We start from the raw sequence: 17960 nt of genomic DNA, 5'->3' as shown, positions 1-17960 counted from the left end.
CATGCTGAGACGCCTGATCCCCCACCCGATCGTCAGTATCCTGCTTCTGATCGTCTGGATCCTGCTCGTGAACAAGGTCACGGTCGGCAACATCGTGCTGGGCGCGTTCCTCGGCCTCGCCGTGCCGGTTTTCACCGCGCCCTATTGGCCGGACCGGCCCAAGGTGCAAAAGCCGTTCAAGGTTCTGGAATACGTGCTGGTCGTGCTTTGGGACATCATCGTCGCGAATGTCGAAGTCGCGCTCATCATCCTGTTCAAGCCGAACAAGAAGATCGAAAGCCACTGGGTCAACGTGCCGCTCGAACTGACCTCGGCCGAGGCGATCACGGTGCTCGCCGGGACAATCACCATGACCCCCGGCACCGTGTCGGCCATGCTGTCGGCGGATGGCGGAAACATTCTGGTCCATTGCCTGCACACGAACGACCCGGACGCGGTGCGTCACGACATCAAGCACCGCTATGAGCGGCGATTGAAGGAGATTTTCCCATGATCGACATGGCGCTGTATTTCGCGATGGGCTGCTTCGGGGTCGGCCTGTTGTTCAACCTCTACCGCATCGCCGTCGGCCCGCAGGCCGCCGATCGCATCCTCGCGCTCGACACCATGGTCATCAACGTGATCGCCCTGATCGTGCTCTACGGCATTCAGGGCGGCACTGCGACCTACTATGAGGCGTCGATGCTGGTCGCGATGGTCGGGTTCGTGTCGACGGTCGCCTATTGCCGCTTCCTGCTGCGCGGCGACATCATCGAGTGAGGGGCTGAGATGGAGATGTTCTACGAAATCCTGATCACGGTCTTTCTGGTCCTCGCTGGCATCTTCGGCCTCGCCGGGTCGTTCGGCTTGGTCAAACTGCGCGACACGATGCAGCGCCTTCACGCCCCGACCAAGGCGACCACGCTGGGGGTGGGCAGCGTGCTGATCGCGTCGATGCTGTATTTCGGTCTCATCAAGGGGCAACTCAGCTTTCACGAGTTGCTCATCACCATCTTCCTGTTCCTGACGGCACCGATCACCGCGAATTTCATCGCCAAGACCTATATGGCGATGAACATGAAGCCCGAGGACATTCCCGAAACCGAGCGCGCCTATGGCTGGGCGATCTTCGAAGACCCGCCGCAGCCGGTCGTGATCGACGACGAGGGGCAGGAAGGGGCCTGAGCGCCCTCAGACCTCGCTGAGTTCCTTGGCGTGCATCCAGTCCGCGTGACGCGGCGCCTTCTTGGTGCGCGACCATTCTTCGAGCATTTCCCATTTCACGTCGTTCAGCCGGGCGAGCATCTCATCTTCCGCCGGGTCGGGGCAGGCGAGTTCGATGCGGTGACCGTTCGGGTCGAAGAAATAGATCGAGTGGAAGATCGAGTGATCGGTGACCCCGAGCACCTCGACCCCGTTCGCCTCCAGATGCGTCTTGGCGTCGATCAGGGCCGGGCGGTCGGCCAGTTTGAACGCGATGTGCTGAACCCATTCCGGCGTGTTCGGGTCGCGGCCCATGTCCTGTTTCGTCGGCAGTTCGAAAAACGCCAGCACGTTGCCGTCGCCTGCATCGAGAAAGACATGCATGTAGGGGTCCGGTTCATGGGTCGAGGGCACATGATCCTCGGCGATGGCGAGGATGAAATCCATGTTCAGCATCTTGCCATACCACTCGACAGTCTCTTTCGCATCGCGGCAGCGATAGGCGACGTGGTGGATTTTCTCGATCTTCATGGCGTGTCCTCCGTCCGTGTTTCACGCTTATCGTTGCAAATGCAACGATTGTCAATCCGCAAACGTGAGGGGGTAGGGGAGAGGAAACGCCGTGCGCCTATCGGAACGGAATTCCCGATCCGCGCATCTTTGCATTCTCCCGTGTCGCTCCGGTGCGCAGAATGTCCCTTTTCGCACGTGGAAGGGCGTTGACCTGCGGTAACGGGAATTGTCTCTACGGCGAGACGCGAAAAACAGAAGAGAGACCAAAATGACCGCCTTTGTCCTGACCGTTCGTTGTGCCTCCCGCCGCGGGATCGTCGCGGCGATTTCGGGTTATCTCTTTGAAAAAGGCTGCAACATCACGGATTCCGCGCAGTTCGACGATGCCGAAACGGGCCGCTTCTTCGCCCGTATCACCTGCGCCCCCGAAACGGGGACCGAGCTGGAAGACCTGAAAGAAGGCTTCGCCCCGATCGCCGAGGAATTCGGCATGGAGTGGGGGATGCACGACACCTCCGAGCGGATGAAGGTCATCATCATGGTGTCGAACTTCGGCCATTGCCTGAACGATCTGCTCTACCGCTGGCGCATCGGCGCGCTGCCGGTCGACATCGTGGGCGTGGTGTCGAACCACATGACCTATCAGAAACTCGTGGTGAACCACGATCTGCCGTTCCACCACATCAAGGTGACGAAAGAGAACAAGCCCGAAGCCGAAGCCCGGCTGATGGACGTGGTGACCGAGTCCGGTGCCGACCTCGTCGTGCTGGCGCGCTACATGCAGATCCTGTCGGACCGTCTTTGCAAGGAAATGTCGGGGCGGATCATCAACATCCACCATTCGTTCCTGCCGTCGTTCAAGGGGGCCAACCCCTATAAGCAGGCGTTCCAGCGGGGCGTGAAGCTGATCGGGGCCACCGCCCACTACGTGACCGCCGACCTCGACGAAGGCCCGATCATCGAGCAGGACACGGTGCGCGTGACCCATGCGCAAAGCCCCGGCGATTACGTGTCCCTCGGGCGCGACGTGGAAAGTCAGGTTCTGGCCCGCGCGGTTCATGCGCATATCAACCGCCGCTCGTTCCTGAACGACGACAAGACGGTGGTCTTCCCGGCCAGCCCGGACAGCTACAAATCCGAGCGGATGGGCTGACACGGGGCCGGCCCTCGCGCTTGACGGGGCAGGGACGGCGGGCGATGCAGGGGCATGACGTTGCCTTTCATCACCGCCGAAACCGCTGACGACCTCCTCACATGGCCCGCCGTGGTCGACGCGCTGGCACATGGTCACACGCTGCCGCGCGCCGACGTTGGCGACCTGTTCCTCGGGCCGCCCACGGGCACATTGATGAGCCGCGGCGCCTATATCGAGGGGCTGGGCTACGGCGTCAAAACCTTCACCGTGACCGATGGGAACGCGGCGCGGGGGTTGCCGACCGTGCAGGGTGCGATGCTGGTGTTCGACCCCGATACCGGGACGCCGACCGCGATCATCGACAGCGCGCTGGTGACGAAATGGAAGACGGCGGCCGATTCCGCGCTTGGGGCGCGGTTGCTTGCGCGGCCCGACAGCCGACACCTCGTCACCGTCGGCGCGGGCACCGTGGCGGCAAACCTCGCCGAGGCCTATGCCGCGATTTTCCCGGCCCTCGAAACCATCACGATCTGGGCGCGGCGCAGGGAACAGGGCGAGGCGCTTGCCGCAGACCTTGCGCATCTCGGCCCCGCCGTTCGCGCGGCGGAGGATCTGTCGCAGGCCGTCGCGCAGGCGGATATCGTGTCGTCGGCTACGATGGCGCGGTCGCCGGTGATCTGCGGTGAATGGCTCACCCCCGGCACGCATGTCGATCTGATCGGTGCCTTCAAGGCGGACATGCGCGAAGCCGACGATGTGGTGCTGACACGCGGCACGCTGTTCGCCGATGCCCGCGCCACCACGCTGCACCATATCGGCGAGTACAAGATTCCCTTGGAGGCCGGGATCATCACCGAAGACGATCTGCGGGCGGACCTTTACGACCTGATCTCGGGCGGCGCGTCGGGCCGGGCTTCTGAGGACGAGATCACGGTCTACAAGAACGGGGGCGGCGCACACCTCGACCTGATGACGGCGAGCGCGATTTCCGCTGTCGTTTCCGGCGGATAGACCGCGCGAGGCAGGTCAGTTCGCGTGTTCGCGCACCACGTAGATGATCATCAGCGAGATACCCCAGATCATCACGGCGAAGCAGAAGAAGACCAGCGTCGTCTGAAGCCGTTTGGGATAGAGCGACTGCTCGGGCAGCGACGGTTTCACGAAGGAGGCGAGATACCGCTGCTGCTTGTCGGCTTCGAGCCGCGCACCCTCGCGGGCGGCGAGTGCGGTCACATAGGCCTGCCGCAGGAATTCCATATCGACGGCCAGACCTTCGTAGATCCCGAGCCGTTCGGACATGCTCAACTCCGCGTTGCCCTCTGCAAGATCGCCACCTTGTGAAGTGTTGGCGGTGCCGGTGCCCAGCCGCTGGCGCTGTTCTTCCAGTTGCCGCTCCATCGACTCGATCTCGGTTTTCAGAACCCGGACGGTCGGCGCATCTTCGCTCAGATAGGTGAGGAGCGAGTTCAGCCGGGCGCGGGACGAGGAAAGCTGGCCCTCAAGCTGTGTCAGGAGTTCGATCTGCGCCCCGGCGGAGGCTTCGGGGTCGACATCCTGCCGTTCGTCGCGAAAAGCGACCATCGCCTGACGATGTTCGTCGAGCTGCTGTTCGATCCGGGCGACTTCGCGTTCGGCGCTGGCCATGGAGTCGAACCGGGCCTGTTCGGACACTTCGTTCACGAGGTCCGAAGCGACCTCTAGGATTGCCGCCGACAGCGCCTGCGCGCTTTGCGGATCGAAGGTCTGCACCCGAAGCGTCAGGATCTGCGAGGCGGTGTCGAAATAGATATCCACCCACCGATTCAGATACTTGCGCAGTTCTTCGGCGGTCGGATCGGCCTTGAGCTTGGTCAGGAAGTCCGCCTGTTCGGTGTGGTAGATCTCGACCAGATCAACCTTGTCTTCCAACTGGTCGACCAGATCGCGACTCTCGATGAAATCGACCAGCATATAGCTGTCGCTCATCGTGGACCCGGCGCTGGTCATCGTCGTCATCATGCTCAAGAGGTCGCCCGAAGGCACCGTGCTGGACGGCGAGCGCACCGCGAACTTGGCTTCGACGGCATAACGGTCCGCCGCGAAGTGGAAGAAGTAGAGGGCGGTCAGCGCCGTCGGGATGACGACGAGGAACAGAAAGCTGAGGCGCGTCAGCCACCGGCGGCGGGCCTGTGCCCGCATCGACCGCTTCTGGGCCTCGTTCGCGTTCAGGACATGCACTTTCTGCGGCGCGGGCTTTTTGTCCGGCGCAGGCTTGGTGTCTTCGTTGCGCTTTTGGGTCTGCGCGTCAGGCGACATTGGCATTGTCCATGTGTAAACCGTTTCTATCTAGGCATAATCCCGTGGCCTCGCAAGCCTCACGAGATATGGCGTCTCACGCTTCGTTGAGCTGCTCATACCTTTTGATCGCGTCTTCGATGTCCTCGTAATACGTCATCTTGCCACTGTCGAGAACGAGGCCGGTCTGGCAATACTCGCGCAGGTTGTTCATCGAATGGGACACCATGACGAGGCGGGAGTAGGGGAGGCGGTCCTGAAAAGCCTTCTTCGACTTGGCTTTGAACCGGGCGTCGCCGACCGCCATGATCTCGTCCACGAGGTAGACCTCGAAATTGACGGCCATCGACACACCGAAGGCCAGACGCGCGCCCATGCCTGAGGAATAGGTCTTCACCGGCTCGTGGTAGAACTGACCGAGTTCGGCGAAATCCCTGACCTTCTCGACCATCTCTTCGGTGTCCTGACCGTAGATCCGCGCGACGAAGCGCACGTTCTCGACCCCCGAAAGCTCGCGGTGGAAGCTCCCGCGAAAGCCGAGCGGCCACGAGATCGTCTTGTTGCGCCGGATGTCGCCCCCGTCCGGCTCTTCGATCCCGGCGATCATGCGCAGGAAGGTCGACTTGCCGGCCCCGTTGCGCCCGAGGATCGCGATATTGTCCCACGGCAGCGCCATCGAGACACCGTTCAGAATGTTCCGACGCCCCCCCTTGATCGTGTAGGACTTCGAGACGTTCTGAAGCTCGATCATGTTGTCTTGAATCTTGTCAGCCATTCGCCCACGAACCCGAAAAAGTTGAGACAACACACCCAGGTGAAGAGATAGAGCAGGTTGATGTCCGGCGCTGAATAGTCCGCAAAGTACCCGACACGAAACCCCTCAACACCGTGAACCAGCGGATTCCACCACAGAATCATCCGGTATTGCGTTGGGATGCTCGACAGCGAAAAGAAGATGCATGAGACGAAGAACGCTGGCCCCATGATGATGTGATACAGGTTCTGCGCGGACGGCAGGAACCGCTTGATGACGGCCAGCGAAAGCCCTGCGCCAAGCGCCATGAGCGCGAGCAGCGCGAGGGGCAGAGCCATGAGCGGCACATGCTCGGGCGGCGGCACGTCCATGAATGTGATCTGGAAGCCCAGCACGATCGCCATGACCAGAATGTTGGTCGCGAGGTCCAGAACCAGCCGGGCCAGAACGGCGTCGATCGGCTTGACCATCGGGTAGTTGAACAGCGCCCGGTTCGCCTCGAACGCGTTCATGATATAGGCGGCGGTGTTCCTGAACATATTGAAGGACAGGACGCCGGTGGCGAAGAACAGCGCAAACTCGGCCCCGCTTCCGTCGCTTCCGCCCCTGAACTCGCGAAACAGGATCGTCAGGATCGTGATCTGGAGCACCGGCTCGACGATGGCCCACGTGTAGCCCGCCTTGGACCGGCCGTGGCGCACGCGGGACTCGCGTAATACGAGTGCCAGGATCACTCGGATATGGGTCGTTAGTGTTTTCATGCTCTTCCCAATGACATGGCGGGTTTGCCGCCGAGTGATGCGCCCGTGCACCATATGCGGTTGACATAGCTGGGCGAAACACGGTGAGTTTGATAGACAGCCGGAAAGAGTTCGTCAAAACACGATGTTGGACTTGGAAGATTGGGTAGATATCTCCATTAAGGCACGATAACAGATGCCGTTCAAAATCGTAGCAGACGAATCCGAACACGAATCGGACTAAGATAGGGGCCTGGGAATTCGGCCGATGGATGCCACTTACATAATTGGACAGGCCTGTCGACTGCCGGGAAGCCCGAACGTCGCAGCCTTTCGGACCCTCTTGCAGGAGGGTCGGTGCGCTGTCAGCGAAGTGCCGCAGGACCGCTTTGCGCACAGTCTTTTCATGAACCCCAAGCAGGGCGTGGCGGGCAAGTCCTACACGTTCCGCGCAGGTGTCCTTGACGACATCTGGGGATTTGACCTTTCCGTTTTCAAATTTTCGCCGCGCGAAGCGGTTCAGATGGACCCGCAGCAACGCCTTCTTTTGCAGGTGGTTTGGGAAGCGATGGAGGACGCGCGCCTCGATTCCTCCAAACTCGCGGGCAAGCGCGTGGGCGTCTATGTCGGCGCCTCCAGCATGGATCACGGCTCGGTCCTCGGGCGCGACCCGTCGCTGGTCGACAGCTACCTGATGACGGGCAACACCCTATCCCTGGTCGCCAACCGGATTTCGCATGGCTTCGATCTGCGCGGCCCGTCCTTCGTGGTGGATACCGCCTGTTCCTCGTCGCTGGTCGCGATGGATCAGGCGCGGCAGGCGCTTTCACGGGGCGATATCGACACCGCGATCGTCGCCGGTGTGAACCTTCTGCTGTCTCCGTCGAGCTTCGCGGGCTTCTCGGCCGCACGCATGTTGTCGCCCACTGGGCTGTGCCAATCCTTCTCGGACAAGGCCGATGGCTATGTTCGGGCCGAGGGTTGTGTTGCCATGGTGCTACAAAATTCGTCGGACATTCCGGTGACCGCCAAGGCGCGCGTCGTGGATTCCGAGACGAACGCCGACGGCTATACGATGAACGTGGCGCTTCCGGCGGAAGAGGGGCAGTACGAACTGCTCGCCCGGCTTTACGACCGTCAGACGATCACGCCCGACGATCTGTCCTTCGTCGAGGCGCACGGCACCGGAACGCTCGTCGGTGACCCGATCGAGGCCCACGCCCTTGGCCGCGCCGTGTCCAAGCACCGCAAATCGCCGCTGCCCATCGGGTCGGCCAAATCCAACGTCGGCCACCTCGAACCCGCGTCCGGCATGGTCGGGATGCTCAAGGCGCTCATCGCGATGGAGGATCGGCGTCTGCCGCGCTCGCTCCACGCCGAGAACCTGAACCCGCATATCGACTTCGACGAACAGAAACTCGTGCTCGCGCGCGACAGCGTCGATCTGGGGGACGGTCCGCTGTTCTGCGGCGTCAGCTCCTTCGGTTTCGGGGGCGTGAACGGTCACGTGATCCTCGAAGGCGTGACACCGCCCAAGGCCACGGCCCCGGCGGCCCCCACCAGCCCGGACCGCATCTTCGTCACGTCGGCCTTCAGCGACGGGGCGCTTAAAGACCTCGCGACCGCCTATGCCGACCGGATGGAGGCGCCTGCGGCGCTGAACCCCGGCGCGCTTCCCGAACAGGCGTGGCACCAGCGCGGCCTGCATCCCAAACGTCTTGGCGTTCTGGCCGAGGACGGCGCGCAAGCCGCCGAGGCGCTTCGCGCCTATGCGGCGGGACAGAAAGACCCGCGGTTCGTCGCCTACGAAGGCCGCCAGCGGGACGAAGCGCCGGTCTTCGTCTATTCCGGCAATGGCTCGCAATACCTCGGTATGGGCCGCCTGCCGTTCCGCAAGGATGCGGACTACCGCGCGGCCTATGAGGAATTCGACGCGCTCTTCACCGAGATGATGGGCTGGTCTGTCATCGACAAGATGAACTCCGAGACGCTGTCGCAGGAATGGGGCGACTGTCGCGTCATTCAGGGCCTCGTCATCGCCGACCAGATCGCTCAGACCGTCGCACTCGCCAAGCGCGGTATCGTTCCGGCTGCGGTCATCGGTCATTCCGGCGGCGAAGTCGCTGCCGCCTGGGCCGCGGGCGCTCTGTCGCTGGAGCAGGCCGCGCATCTGGCGGTGAGCCGCAGCCGCACGCAGTTGCAGTTCGCTGGCACCGGCACGATGGCGGCGCTGCAAACCAGCGCCGAACAGACCCGTGCGCTGCTCGACGAATTCGGCGATGCCGATATCGAGCTCGCGGCGATCAACTCGCCGCGCAGCGTCACGCTCGCAGGCCCCACCGAACCGCTCAAGGCGTTCGCCAAATGGGCCAAGCGCACGCATCGCCAAGCCTGCGTGATGCTCGATATCAACTATCCGTTCCACAGCGCCATCCTCCAGTCCTCGGAAGCCGAGCTGAAAGAGGGCCTGTCCGATATCGTGCCGTCGGAAAGCCGCGTGCCGATGTTCTCGACCACGACCGGCGCGCTGGTCGACGGCACCGACCTGACCACCGACTACTGGTGGGCCAACGTGCGCCAGCCGGTGCAGTTCAAGGCGGCGGTGGAAGCCGCGCGTGATGCCGGATACTCGGCCTTCCTCGAAGTCGGCGCACAGCCGGTTCTGCCGAACTACATCACCGACTCGCTCGACGACGACGCACGCCACTGCGCTGTCGTGCATACGCTGGCCAAGAACGACCCGGAAACGGCGAACCCCGTGGCCCGCGCCGCCTTGCGCGCCGTTCTTGCTGGCATTCGCACGGAACAGAACGCGACGTTCGCGGCGACGACCGGGCCGCTGGTCAGCCTGCCGCGCTATGCCTTCCAGAACGAGGAGCTGCGCGCCACCAACAGTCAGGAACTGAGCAAGCTTCTTGGCACCGATGGCGAACATCACCCTCTTCTGGGTGCGCCGCTCGCCGGTGAATCCGGTGTCTGGCGCCGCGATCTGGACGACAACCTGTTCCCCGCACTGGCCGATCACAAGGTGGGCGACAGCGTGCTTCTGCCGGGCACCGCCTTTGCCGAAATGGCCTATGCCGCCGCCAGCGTCGAGGCCAAGGGTCAAACCGTCGAAATCTACGACATGGACCTGTTCGCGCCGATCGTTCTGTCGACCTCAACCGGAGTCGAAATCCAGACCGAGGCCGATGCCAACGCCGGCACGATCCGCATCATGTCGCGCGCCCGGCTGTCGAAAGACGCGTTCCGCGAGAACATGCGCGCGCGCTTCGTCATGCACAGCAAGCCCCCGGTCGCACCCGCGCTGGACGCGCCGGGCGAGATTGCGCCGAACGAGGACATCTCGAACTGGGTCTATGAGGATGCCGAACGCATCGGGCTTTATTACGGGCCGAATTTCAAGGGCTTGAAGCACGCCCGCCGGAATGGCGACGACATCGACGTGATCCTGCGCGAGGGGCTGACCATCGCGTCGGACCCGGCCATCCACGGTTTCGATCCGGCCCAGCTCGATTGTCTTCTGCATGGCCTCATCGCGATCTCGGCGAACACGGACTTCGCGGATGCCCGTCAGGCGCTTCTGCCGGTGCGCATGGGACGCATTCAGGTTCACGCGCCGGGCGTCGAACTCGTGTCGGGGCGCATCCACCTGCGCCGTTGGGGGGATCAGTCGATCCATGCCGACGTGGTCGGCTTCGGTCCGGCGGGTGAGGTCGTGGTCGAGGTCGAAGGCCTGCGCCTGCGCGCGACGCAGATCATTCCGCAGATCAATTTCGCGCGGCAGGCATTCCATGTCGAAGCGCGCCCGATCCTGTCTGAGCCGGGTGTCATCGCGACCGACATCGTCGAAACGGCCCTGAACACGGCGCTCACGCCCGAGGAAGCGGACGACGACGCCCTGCTTCTGCTGGATGCCGCGGCGCAACAGGCCGTGTGGAGTGCGTTCCGCAAAGTCGTGGGCAAGGACGGTCTTTACAAGATGCGCCGCCCCGAGGAAGGCGTCGAGGGCAGCCTGATCGACGTTCTCGCCCGTCTCGACCTTGCATGGCAGGGCGCGACGCATGGCGAGTGGCATATCGCCGAGGACTGCGACCTGCCGGATGCCGACCTGATCGGTCAGGCGCTGCTCGAAGAACGCCCCGACCTTATCGGTCTGATCGCGCTTATCCTGCGTCTGCCTGCGGCCTTGGACGACGTCCTGACGCAAATCGCGAACGACAATCCCGCCCCGGAACCCGAAGTGCTGTTCGGCCGTGAGGCGGTGCAGGCGCTCGACGCCGGGCCGCATGTCGCGCGCCGCGATCGCCTGATCGCCGCCGCACTCGACAGCATCGTGGCACGGGTGCCGCGCACCGAGTCGATACAGATCGGCGCGATGTCCGGTTTCGACCTGCTCCAGCATTCGATCAAGGGCGATCATCCCGGTCTCGAACGGGTTCAGATCATGTCCGCCGATGGCGAAGAGGGCATGGTGTCGGTCCAGATGCGGGCCGTCAAATGGGGTGAAACCGCCGAACTCGACGTTGTGCTGGTGGACGACCCGCTCCAGCTTTTCGAAGACGGGATGGACGAACGTCTGAAAGGCGTACTTGCCCCGACCGGCGTGGTCATGGTGGTGGTTCCGGCGATGTCGGCGTTCCGCCGTGCCGTCATGCCGTCGAAATCGAACCTTGTCCGGCGCGGCGACGTGGACCGGCTTGTGGCGCAACTGAGCGAGCTTGGCCTCGAAACCGTTCTGCAACAGGATCTTCCGGATGGCGCCGCTGGCGGCACTCTGGTCATGGCCAAGCTGGCCTCCGCAGCGACGGAAGCGGCGCATGTCGCCCCCGACGAGGTCGCCAAGAGCGATCTGGACCTGTGGACGAAGGCAATCACGCATCTGCACGGCCCCGTCACCAAACGGGACGGTGTGATGACGGTTCTCGAACCCGAAGCCGCCGCCGCTCCGCTTGTCTTGTTCGGGGCCACGGGCGCGGACGAGGGCGAACTGGCGGACCGTGTCCTGTTCGCGCGCGATATCGTGGCCGAAGCGGTCGCCGAAAATCGTGGGGTGCTCGCCGTGCTGCCGAAAGGCGCGCAATACGCGGGTGGCCCGGTGTCGGACCCGGTTCAGCACGCCATCTGGGCGATGTTGCGGACGGCTGCGAACGAAAATCCCGGCGTCGCGATCCATGCGATCGACGCGTCCGGCAGCGATATCTCGGTTCCGGCGTCGCTGGCCGCGCTGCTGTCGCGGATCGAAGCCCACGCGCCGCGCGAAAGCGAGATCGTGCTCGCCGAAACCGGCGTTCTGGGGCTTCGCGTCGAAACCGGCCTGCCGCTCGCGGATGGTGCCGTGACGCAATTGTCCGGCGACGGAAAACTCAGCACGCGTCTGCGCAAGTCCGTGACGGGCCGACTGGACGCCCTGTCTTGGGAAAGTTTCGAGCGCAAGGATCTGGCCGACGACGAGGTCGAGGTCGAGATCGCGGCGACCGGCCTGAACTATCGCGACGTGATGTGGTCGATGGGCCTTCTGCCCGAAGAGGCGCTGGAAACCGGGTTTGCCGGACCGACGCTCGGTCTGGAATGCGCCGGGCGCGTGTCGCGGGTTGGGCCGGGTGTGACCGAATTCAAGGTCGGCGACCCCGTCGTCGCCTTCGGTCCGTCCTGTTTCGCATCGCATATCGTTAGCCAGTCCAAGTGGCTTTCGAAACTGCCCGAGGGCGTGTCGTTCTCGCAGGCCGCGACCCTTCCGGTCGCCTATTTCACCGCCTATTACGCGATGGTGACGCTCGGCAATCTTCAGCCGGACGAAACCGTCCTGATCCACGGCGGGGCCGGCGGTGTCGGCCTTGCGGCCATCGCCATCGCCAAAGACATCGGTGCGACCGTCATCGCGACCGCCGGCAGCCCGGTGAAGCAGCAGCTTCTGCGCTCGATGGGTGTCGAACACGTCGTCTCGTCGCGTGAATCCGGCTTTGCCGCCGCCGTCCGCGAGATCACGGGCGGGCAGGGGGTCGACGTCGTCCTGAACTCGCTCGCGGGTCAGGCGATGGAGCAGAGCCTTGCACTTTTGCGACCCTATGGCCGGTTCCTGGAGCTTGGGAAGCAGGATTACTATACGAATACCGGCATTGGCCTGCGTCCGCTGAAGAACAACGTGGCTTACCACGGGATCGATGTGGACAGCCTGCTGGCCGACCGTCCGGATATCGCGAGCCGTGAATTCCGCCGTGTGATGGCCGGGATCAGCGAAGGCCGCTATGCGCCGCTGCCGTTCACCGAATTCTCGGGCGGCGACGTGATCGAAGCCTTCCGGTTCATGCAGCGGTCCGGCCATATCGGCAAAGTCGTGGTGCGCCCGAACGACGTCGCGACGGATTGGGAGCCGCTGTTCCGCCCGCGTCCGGGTGGCTGGTTCGTTCTGGCCGGCGGGCTTGGCGGTATGGGGCTCGAGACCGCCAAATGGCTGGCGAGCGGGGATCTGACCCACGTCGCGCTGCTCGGGCGTCGGACCGAGATGGACGCCGAGACCAAGGCGCTGGTCGACAAGATCGAGCGCAGCGTAGATGAATTGCGTGTCGTGTCCTGCGACATCACCGATCTGGACAGCCTGAACGCGGTTCTGGACGACCTGCGCAAGGTCGCGCCGATCCACGGGGTGTTCCACACGGCGATGGTGCTGGAAGACCGCGCGATGGGCGACATCGACCGGGCGCAGCTCGACAAGGTTCTGCCGGTCAAGACCAAGGGCCTCGCCAATCTCGACGCGGCGACGCGGGACGACGATCTTCAGGTTTTCGTGGCCTACACGTCGCTTGCCAACCTGATCGGCAACCACGGTCAGGCGGCTTATGTTGCCGCGAACGCCTATCAGGAATCGCTGATCGAGGCGCGGGCCGCGACCGGGCGCCATGCCCGCGCGATGGGCTGGGGCGCGATCACCGATGTGGGCTATCTGCGTCGCGATACGGCCAAGCGCAACATGCTGCTCCAGATGTCGGGCAACGTGAAATTCTCGGCCGACCAGGCGCTGCGGGCACAGGAATTCGCGCTGACGCAGAAGGTGCGCGGCAATGTCCTGACCGTGACGCCGATGGGCTGGGGCCCGTCGATCGGCACGCTCGGCAACCTGCGCCGCCCGACCTTCGGCCTCTTGCGCCGGATGGGCGAGGCGGGCGGATCGTCGCAAAGCCTCGGCACGCTGCGCGCGGACCTCGAGGCGCTGCCGTTCGACAAGGCCGTGAAACGCGCGACCGCTTACCTCAAGACCGAGATCGCTTCGATCCTGCGGGTGCCGGAAAACACGCTGTCGCCGACCCGTCCGCTGGCGGAATACGGTATGGACAGCCTGATGGGCGTGGAACTGACGCTGGCGGCGCAAAAGGTGCTGGGTGACGATCTTCCGGTGCCGTCGCTGGGCGACGATCTGTCGATCACCAAGATCGCGGGCATTTTCGTGACGCATATCCAATCCGGCGCTTCGGCGGACGGGGGCGGGAACGAAGCCGCATCGGCGGTCAAGACCCTCGCCACGCAGCATATGGGTTCCACGCGGAGCGAGGCGGCGGAATGACCTCTGGCTCGAATGCCCTGTCGGGTGACGCGCGCGCGCGGGCGCTGAGTGCCGCGCGCGCCGCACAGAAAAAGCCGTCGAACAAGAGCGGCCCGATCATCGACCACAAGCCGAACCCCTCGTTCGACCAGCTTGCGGGCTACAAGGAACGGCTGGCGTTGCGCCAGATTTCCAAACTGCACGATCTGGGCGACCCGAGCTTCCGTCAGCATGACGGGCATCCGGGCGCGATTTCGAGCATCGAGGGCCGCGACGTCATCAACTTCGGCTCCTATGACTACATCGGCCTCAACGCCGATCCGCGGCCTGCGGAAGTCGCGAAAGCAGCCATCGATACTTATGGCGTTTCGGCTTCGGCCAGCCGTCTGACGGCGGGCGAACGCCCGATCCACCGCGAACTCGAAGGCAGGTTGGCGGCGCATTACGGCGTCGAAGATGCGTTGACCTTCGTGTCGGGCCACGCGACCAACGTGTCCGCCGTGGCGACGGTCGTCGGCAAGGACGATCTGGTCATTTACGACAGCTACATCCACAACTCCGCCTCGGTCGGGGCCACGCTGTCGGGTGCGACCCGCCGCAGTTTCCCGCACAACGACATGGACGCGCTCGAAACCATCCTCGCCGAAACGGCAGGGCGGTATCGCTATACGCTCGTGCTGGTCGAGGGGCATTATTCGATGGACGGGGATATTCCCGACCTTCCGCGCGTGCTCGACCTGAAGAAACGCTTCGGGTTCTGGCTGCTGGTCGACGAGGCGCATGGCCTTGGCTGCATCGGCAAGACCGGCGGCGGAATGCGCGAATACTATGGGCTGTCCGGCGACGAGGTCGACATCTGGATGGGAACCCTGTCCAAGTCGCTCGGGTCGACCGGCGGATATCTGGCCGGCAGCGCGGCGATGATCGACGCGATGAAATACGAGGCGCCGGGATCGGTCTATTCGGTCGCGCTCGCGCCCGTGCTGGCGGCCGCCGCGAACGAAGCGATCCAGATCATGCATGCCGAGCCGGAACGGGTAGCGCGGCTTCATGCGCGGGGGTCGTTCTTCCTCGACGTCGCCAAATCGCTTGGTCTGGACACGGGGGCATCGGTCGGGTCTTCGATCACGCCGATCATGGTGGGGTCTTCGCCGCTGGCCGCCGCCGCATCCAAGGTGCTGTTGGAAGAGGGGATAAATGCCCTTCCCATCGCCTTTCCGGGCGTGCCGATGAATCAGGCGCGGCTCAGGTTCTTCATCACCTCGGAGCATTCCGAGGACCAGATTCGTCACTCGCTGACCACGACGGCTGAAATCCTCTCGCGGCTCCGGGAAGGGCCCTTGCAGGATCTGATGAAATCCCTATCCAACACGTTCTGAGGACAGGCGGCCCTGCGGTCGCGAACGAGACCGGGGGCAGGGGATGACCGCTTACAGACTGCAAAACGTGATCGGCCCCGATTTCGGCCGCCCCGCCGTGCTTTACCGCGCGACGGGCGAGGCGGTCGATGGCCCGATGCCCTGGGCGATGGCGGCGGGCGACATCTTCGATTTCGACAGCTATTTCAACGCCTTCTTTCCGGATGTCTGGCACCGTCACACCAAGATCGGGCGCGTCGGGCTTGAGGTTGCGGCGACAGGACCGATCCGGGTCGTCGTCACGGCCCATGGCACGCATTCCGCGACATTGGCCGATACCGCGCTCGACGGGTCGGGGGTCGTCTGGCTGGACGATCTGCCCAAGACCGGGCGGGTGAGTTTCCGGGTGGAGGCTGAGGCGGACACCCGACTGACCGATCTGGGATGGGTCACGGACGTTCCGCCCCTGCACGCGCCCACGCTTTCGGTGGGTCTGTGCACCTTCAACCGCGAAAAGCAATTCGCGGTCACGCTGGCGGCACTTGCACAATTGCAAGAACAAAATCCGGCGATCCTGCATATCTGGGTGGCAAATCAGGGCAAGACTTTCACGAATCCGACAATCGGCGAAATCGACAAGCGGGACACCGTTTCGATCCTCGAACAGACGAACCTTGGCGGCTGCGGCGGCTTCACCCGCACGATGGTCGAGGCGACATCGGTCGCCACGCCCGCGACACACCACCTGCTCATGGATGACGACATCATCCTCGACCCGCGCGTGGTCAACCGGGCGCTCGGATTCCTCGCCTATGTCGAGGGCGAGCTGGCGGTCGGCGGGCAGATGATCGACCTCGACGATCCGACGATCCTGCGCGAGCTGGGCGCGAAGCTCGACCCGGAGCGGTTCGTTCAGTCGATCGGGGAAAACTCCGACCTGACCACGCCCGAAGGGCTGGCGCAGTTCCACGACACGCCGCGCATCGACTACAACGCGTGGTGGTTCTGCGTGATCCCGACCGCGACCATCAAGCGTCTGGGTCTGCCCACCCCGATCTTCATTCGTGGCGACGACATCGAATACGGCTGTCGGATGGCCGCGAACGGGGTCGAGACGATCTGCCTGCCCGGTGTCGCGGTCTGGCACGAAAGCTTCCACCACAAGACGAGCGACTGGCTGACATATTACGACATGCGCAATCGCCTGTTCGTGGCGAGCCTTTATCCGCAGCTTGTCTGGCGCCCGGCGTCTTACTACCTGCTGGGCTTCGTCGTCGTGTTCATGTTCCAGAATCGCTACCGCGCGGCGGACATGAACATTCTGGCCATTCAGGACGTGCTGGCGGGGCTGGATACGGCACTGGGCGCGGACAGCGAAAGCCGCCACATGGCGCTGATGGCGCAGTTGAACCAGCTTGCGCCTTACCCTGAGCTTGCGCCCGACGCGCTGCCCGATACCGAGGAAGGCACGCTGGAACCGCTCGATACCTCGATCCCGTCGATGGTCTGGATGTCGGTGCGGGATTTCGTTCTGTGCACAGTGAACCCGCTCCTGCGCCCGTTCCGCGCGCCGCGCCGCTTCCCCTATGTGCCGATGCCCAACAACGTCGGCGCGCGGGATTACATCGCGCCCAAGACGCCCGAAGCCGAGGCTTACGTGCTCTACAAGGCGCGGCCCGCGCGGCTCTGGTCGGTCATGACCCGCACGATCTGGGTCAGCTTGCGCTACGGGCTGAAACCGCAGGCGCATTTCGACGACCTTGCAAGGGCGTTGGAGGCGAACCGGACGCGCGAGCACTGGCAGGCGCTGTTCGACCTGCCGCGCGACAGGTTCTGAGATCAGGCGGGGAGGCGGTCGCGGGCGACGTCGGCCACGCGGGCGGCCACGGCCTCGGGCGTCCCGTCGCCGTCGATGACCACGCAGCGCCCCGGCTCGGCCTTGGCGAGTGCAAGGAAGCCCTCACGCATCTGAACCTGTAGGTCGGCCCCGAAATCCTCGAACCGTTCTTCGGTTCCGTTGCGGCCCTTGGCGCGGGCATGTCCCGTCGTCGGGTCCATGTCGATGATGAAGGTGAGGTCGGGCTCGCGCCCGATCATCAGCCTGTGCAGATCATCGACGACCTTGCGCAGACCCGGGCCGCGCAGGCCCTGATACATGCGGGTGGAATCCGCGAACCGGTCGCATATCACGATCTTGCCCGCCGCGAGCGACGGGTCGATCAGCCGTTCCAGATGGTCGCGCCGTGCGGCGGTAAACAGCAGGATCTCGGTTTCGGCGGACCAACGGTCCGGGTCGCCTTCGAGCACGAGACGCCGGATTTCCTCGGCCCCGGGCGAGCCGCCGGGTTCGCGGGTGGCGACGACGTCACGGCCCTCGGCCTTCAACGCTTCGGCCAACAGCCGCGCCTGTGTCGACTTTCCGGACCCGTCGATCCCCTCGAACGTAATGAAATGGCCCGTCATC

The 17960-nt window shown here is 63.9% G+C and carries 13 protein-coding genes; 8 read left to right on the top strand and 5 right to left on the bottom strand.

Annotated features, from left to right (window positions below):
• Nucleotide 1: 1 nt before the first annotated feature.
• Genes RB2654_RS07670 through RB2654_RS07660 form a run of 3 tightly spaced genes read left to right on the top strand, consistent with a single transcriptional unit; the run spans nt 2 to nt 1164 of the window.
• Entirely contained in the window at nt 2-493 is a 492-nt protein-coding gene (locus tag RB2654_RS07670) for a Na+/H+ antiporter subunit E (protein WP_008330174.1), read from the top strand.
• Complete coding sequence (locus RB2654_RS07665) at nt 490-759, top strand: K+/H+ antiporter subunit F (RefSeq protein WP_008330172.1); 270 nt, start codon at nt 490-492, stop codon at nt 757-759. The genes RB2654_RS07670 and RB2654_RS07665 overlap by 4 nt, the downstream gene beginning before the upstream one ends.
• 9 nt (nt 760-768) lie before the next feature.
• Nucleotides 769-1164 (top strand): Na+/H+ antiporter subunit G, encoded by a 396-nt coding sequence (locus RB2654_RS07660; RefSeq protein ID WP_008330170.1) that lies wholly within the window; start codon nt 769-771, stop codon nt 1162-1164.
• A gap of 6 nt (nt 1165-1170) precedes the next feature.
• Here the strand turns inward: RB2654_RS07660 and RB2654_RS07655 are convergent, their stop codons facing one another.
• Nucleotides 1171-1713: a VOC family protein gene (locus RB2654_RS07655; protein ID WP_008330169.1), complete on the bottom strand. Its 543-nt coding sequence runs from the start codon at nt 1711-1713 to the stop codon at nt 1171-1173.
• A gap of 250 nt (nt 1714-1963) precedes the next feature.
• On the opposite strand from RB2654_RS07655, the gene purU reads away from it, so the two are divergent.
• Both purU and RB2654_RS07645 read left to right on the top strand, forming a co-directional pair.
• Nucleotides 1964-2848 (top strand): formyltetrahydrofolate deformylase, encoded by an 885-nt coding sequence (gene purU, locus RB2654_RS07650; protein ID WP_008330167.1) that lies wholly within the window; start codon nt 1964-1966, stop codon nt 2846-2848.
• A gap of 54 nt (nt 2849-2902) precedes the next feature.
• Nucleotides 2903-3841 carry an ornithine cyclodeaminase family protein gene (locus RB2654_RS07645; protein ID WP_008330165.1) on the top strand — a complete coding sequence of 313 codons (939 nt, stop codon included), beginning with the start codon at nt 2903-2905 and terminating at the stop codon, nt 3839-3841.
• Between the two features lie 15 nt (nt 3842-3856).
• Here RB2654_RS07645 and RB2654_RS07640 read toward each other — a convergent pair whose 3' ends face one another.
• The 3 genes from RB2654_RS07640 to RB2654_RS07630 form a co-directional block, all read right to left on the bottom strand.
• A complete protein-coding gene (locus RB2654_RS07640; RefSeq protein ID WP_008330164.1) occupies nt 3857-5125 on the bottom strand; it encodes a KpsE/RkpR family capsule polysaccharide export protein in 1269 nt (422 codons plus the stop codon).
• Between the two features lie 76 nt (nt 5126-5201).
• Nucleotides 5202-5879, bottom strand: a complete 678-nt coding sequence (locus RB2654_RS07635) for an ABC transporter ATP-binding protein (RefSeq protein ID WP_235889080.1) — start codon at nt 5877-5879, stop codon at nt 5202-5204.
• Nucleotides 5852-6619, bottom strand: a complete 768-nt coding sequence (locus RB2654_RS07630) for an ABC transporter permease (RefSeq protein ID WP_161600684.1) — start codon at nt 6617-6619, stop codon at nt 5852-5854. Before RB2654_RS07630 ends, RB2654_RS07635 begins: the two co-directional genes overlap by 28 nt.
• A 247-nt stretch (nt 6620-6866) precedes the next feature.
• Between RB2654_RS07630 and RB2654_RS07625 the strand changes: the two genes are divergently transcribed.
• The 3 genes from RB2654_RS07625 to RB2654_RS07615 are packed head-to-tail and all read left to right on the top strand — an operon-like array spanning nt 6867 to nt 17333.
• The gene (locus RB2654_RS07625) at nt 6867-14159 is read left to right on the top strand and encodes a type I polyketide synthase (RefSeq protein WP_083783354.1); all 7293 of its coding nucleotides are present in this window, start codon (nt 6867-6869) and stop codon (nt 14157-14159) included.
• Nucleotides 14156-15517 (top strand): aminotransferase class I/II-fold pyridoxal phosphate-dependent enzyme, encoded by a 1362-nt coding sequence (locus tag RB2654_RS07620; protein WP_008330160.1) that lies wholly within the window; start codon nt 14156-14158, stop codon nt 15515-15517. The genes RB2654_RS07625 and RB2654_RS07620 overlap by 4 nt, the downstream gene beginning before the upstream one ends.
• 43 nt (nt 15518-15560) lie before the next feature.
• Nucleotides 15561-17333, top strand: coding sequence for a glycosyltransferase (locus tag RB2654_RS07615; RefSeq protein WP_008330159.1), 1773 nt, complete (start codon nt 15561-15563; stop codon nt 17331-17333).
• Between the two features lie 2 nt (nt 17334-17335).
• Here RB2654_RS07615 and tmk read toward each other — a convergent pair whose 3' ends face one another.
• A complete protein-coding gene (gene tmk / locus RB2654_RS07610; protein WP_008330151.1) occupies nt 17336-17959 on the bottom strand; it encodes a dTMP kinase in 624 nt (207 codons plus the stop codon).
• Nucleotide 17960: the final 1 nt, after the last annotated feature.

The organism is Maritimibacter alkaliphilus HTCC2654, assembly GCF_000152805.1.
Taxonomy (GTDB): Bacteria; Pseudomonadota; Alphaproteobacteria; order Rhodobacterales; family Rhodobacteraceae; genus Maritimibacter; species Maritimibacter alkaliphilus.
The sequence above is the reverse complement of the archived record's forward strand: the minus strand, read 5'-3'. Positions and strand labels throughout refer to the sequence as shown.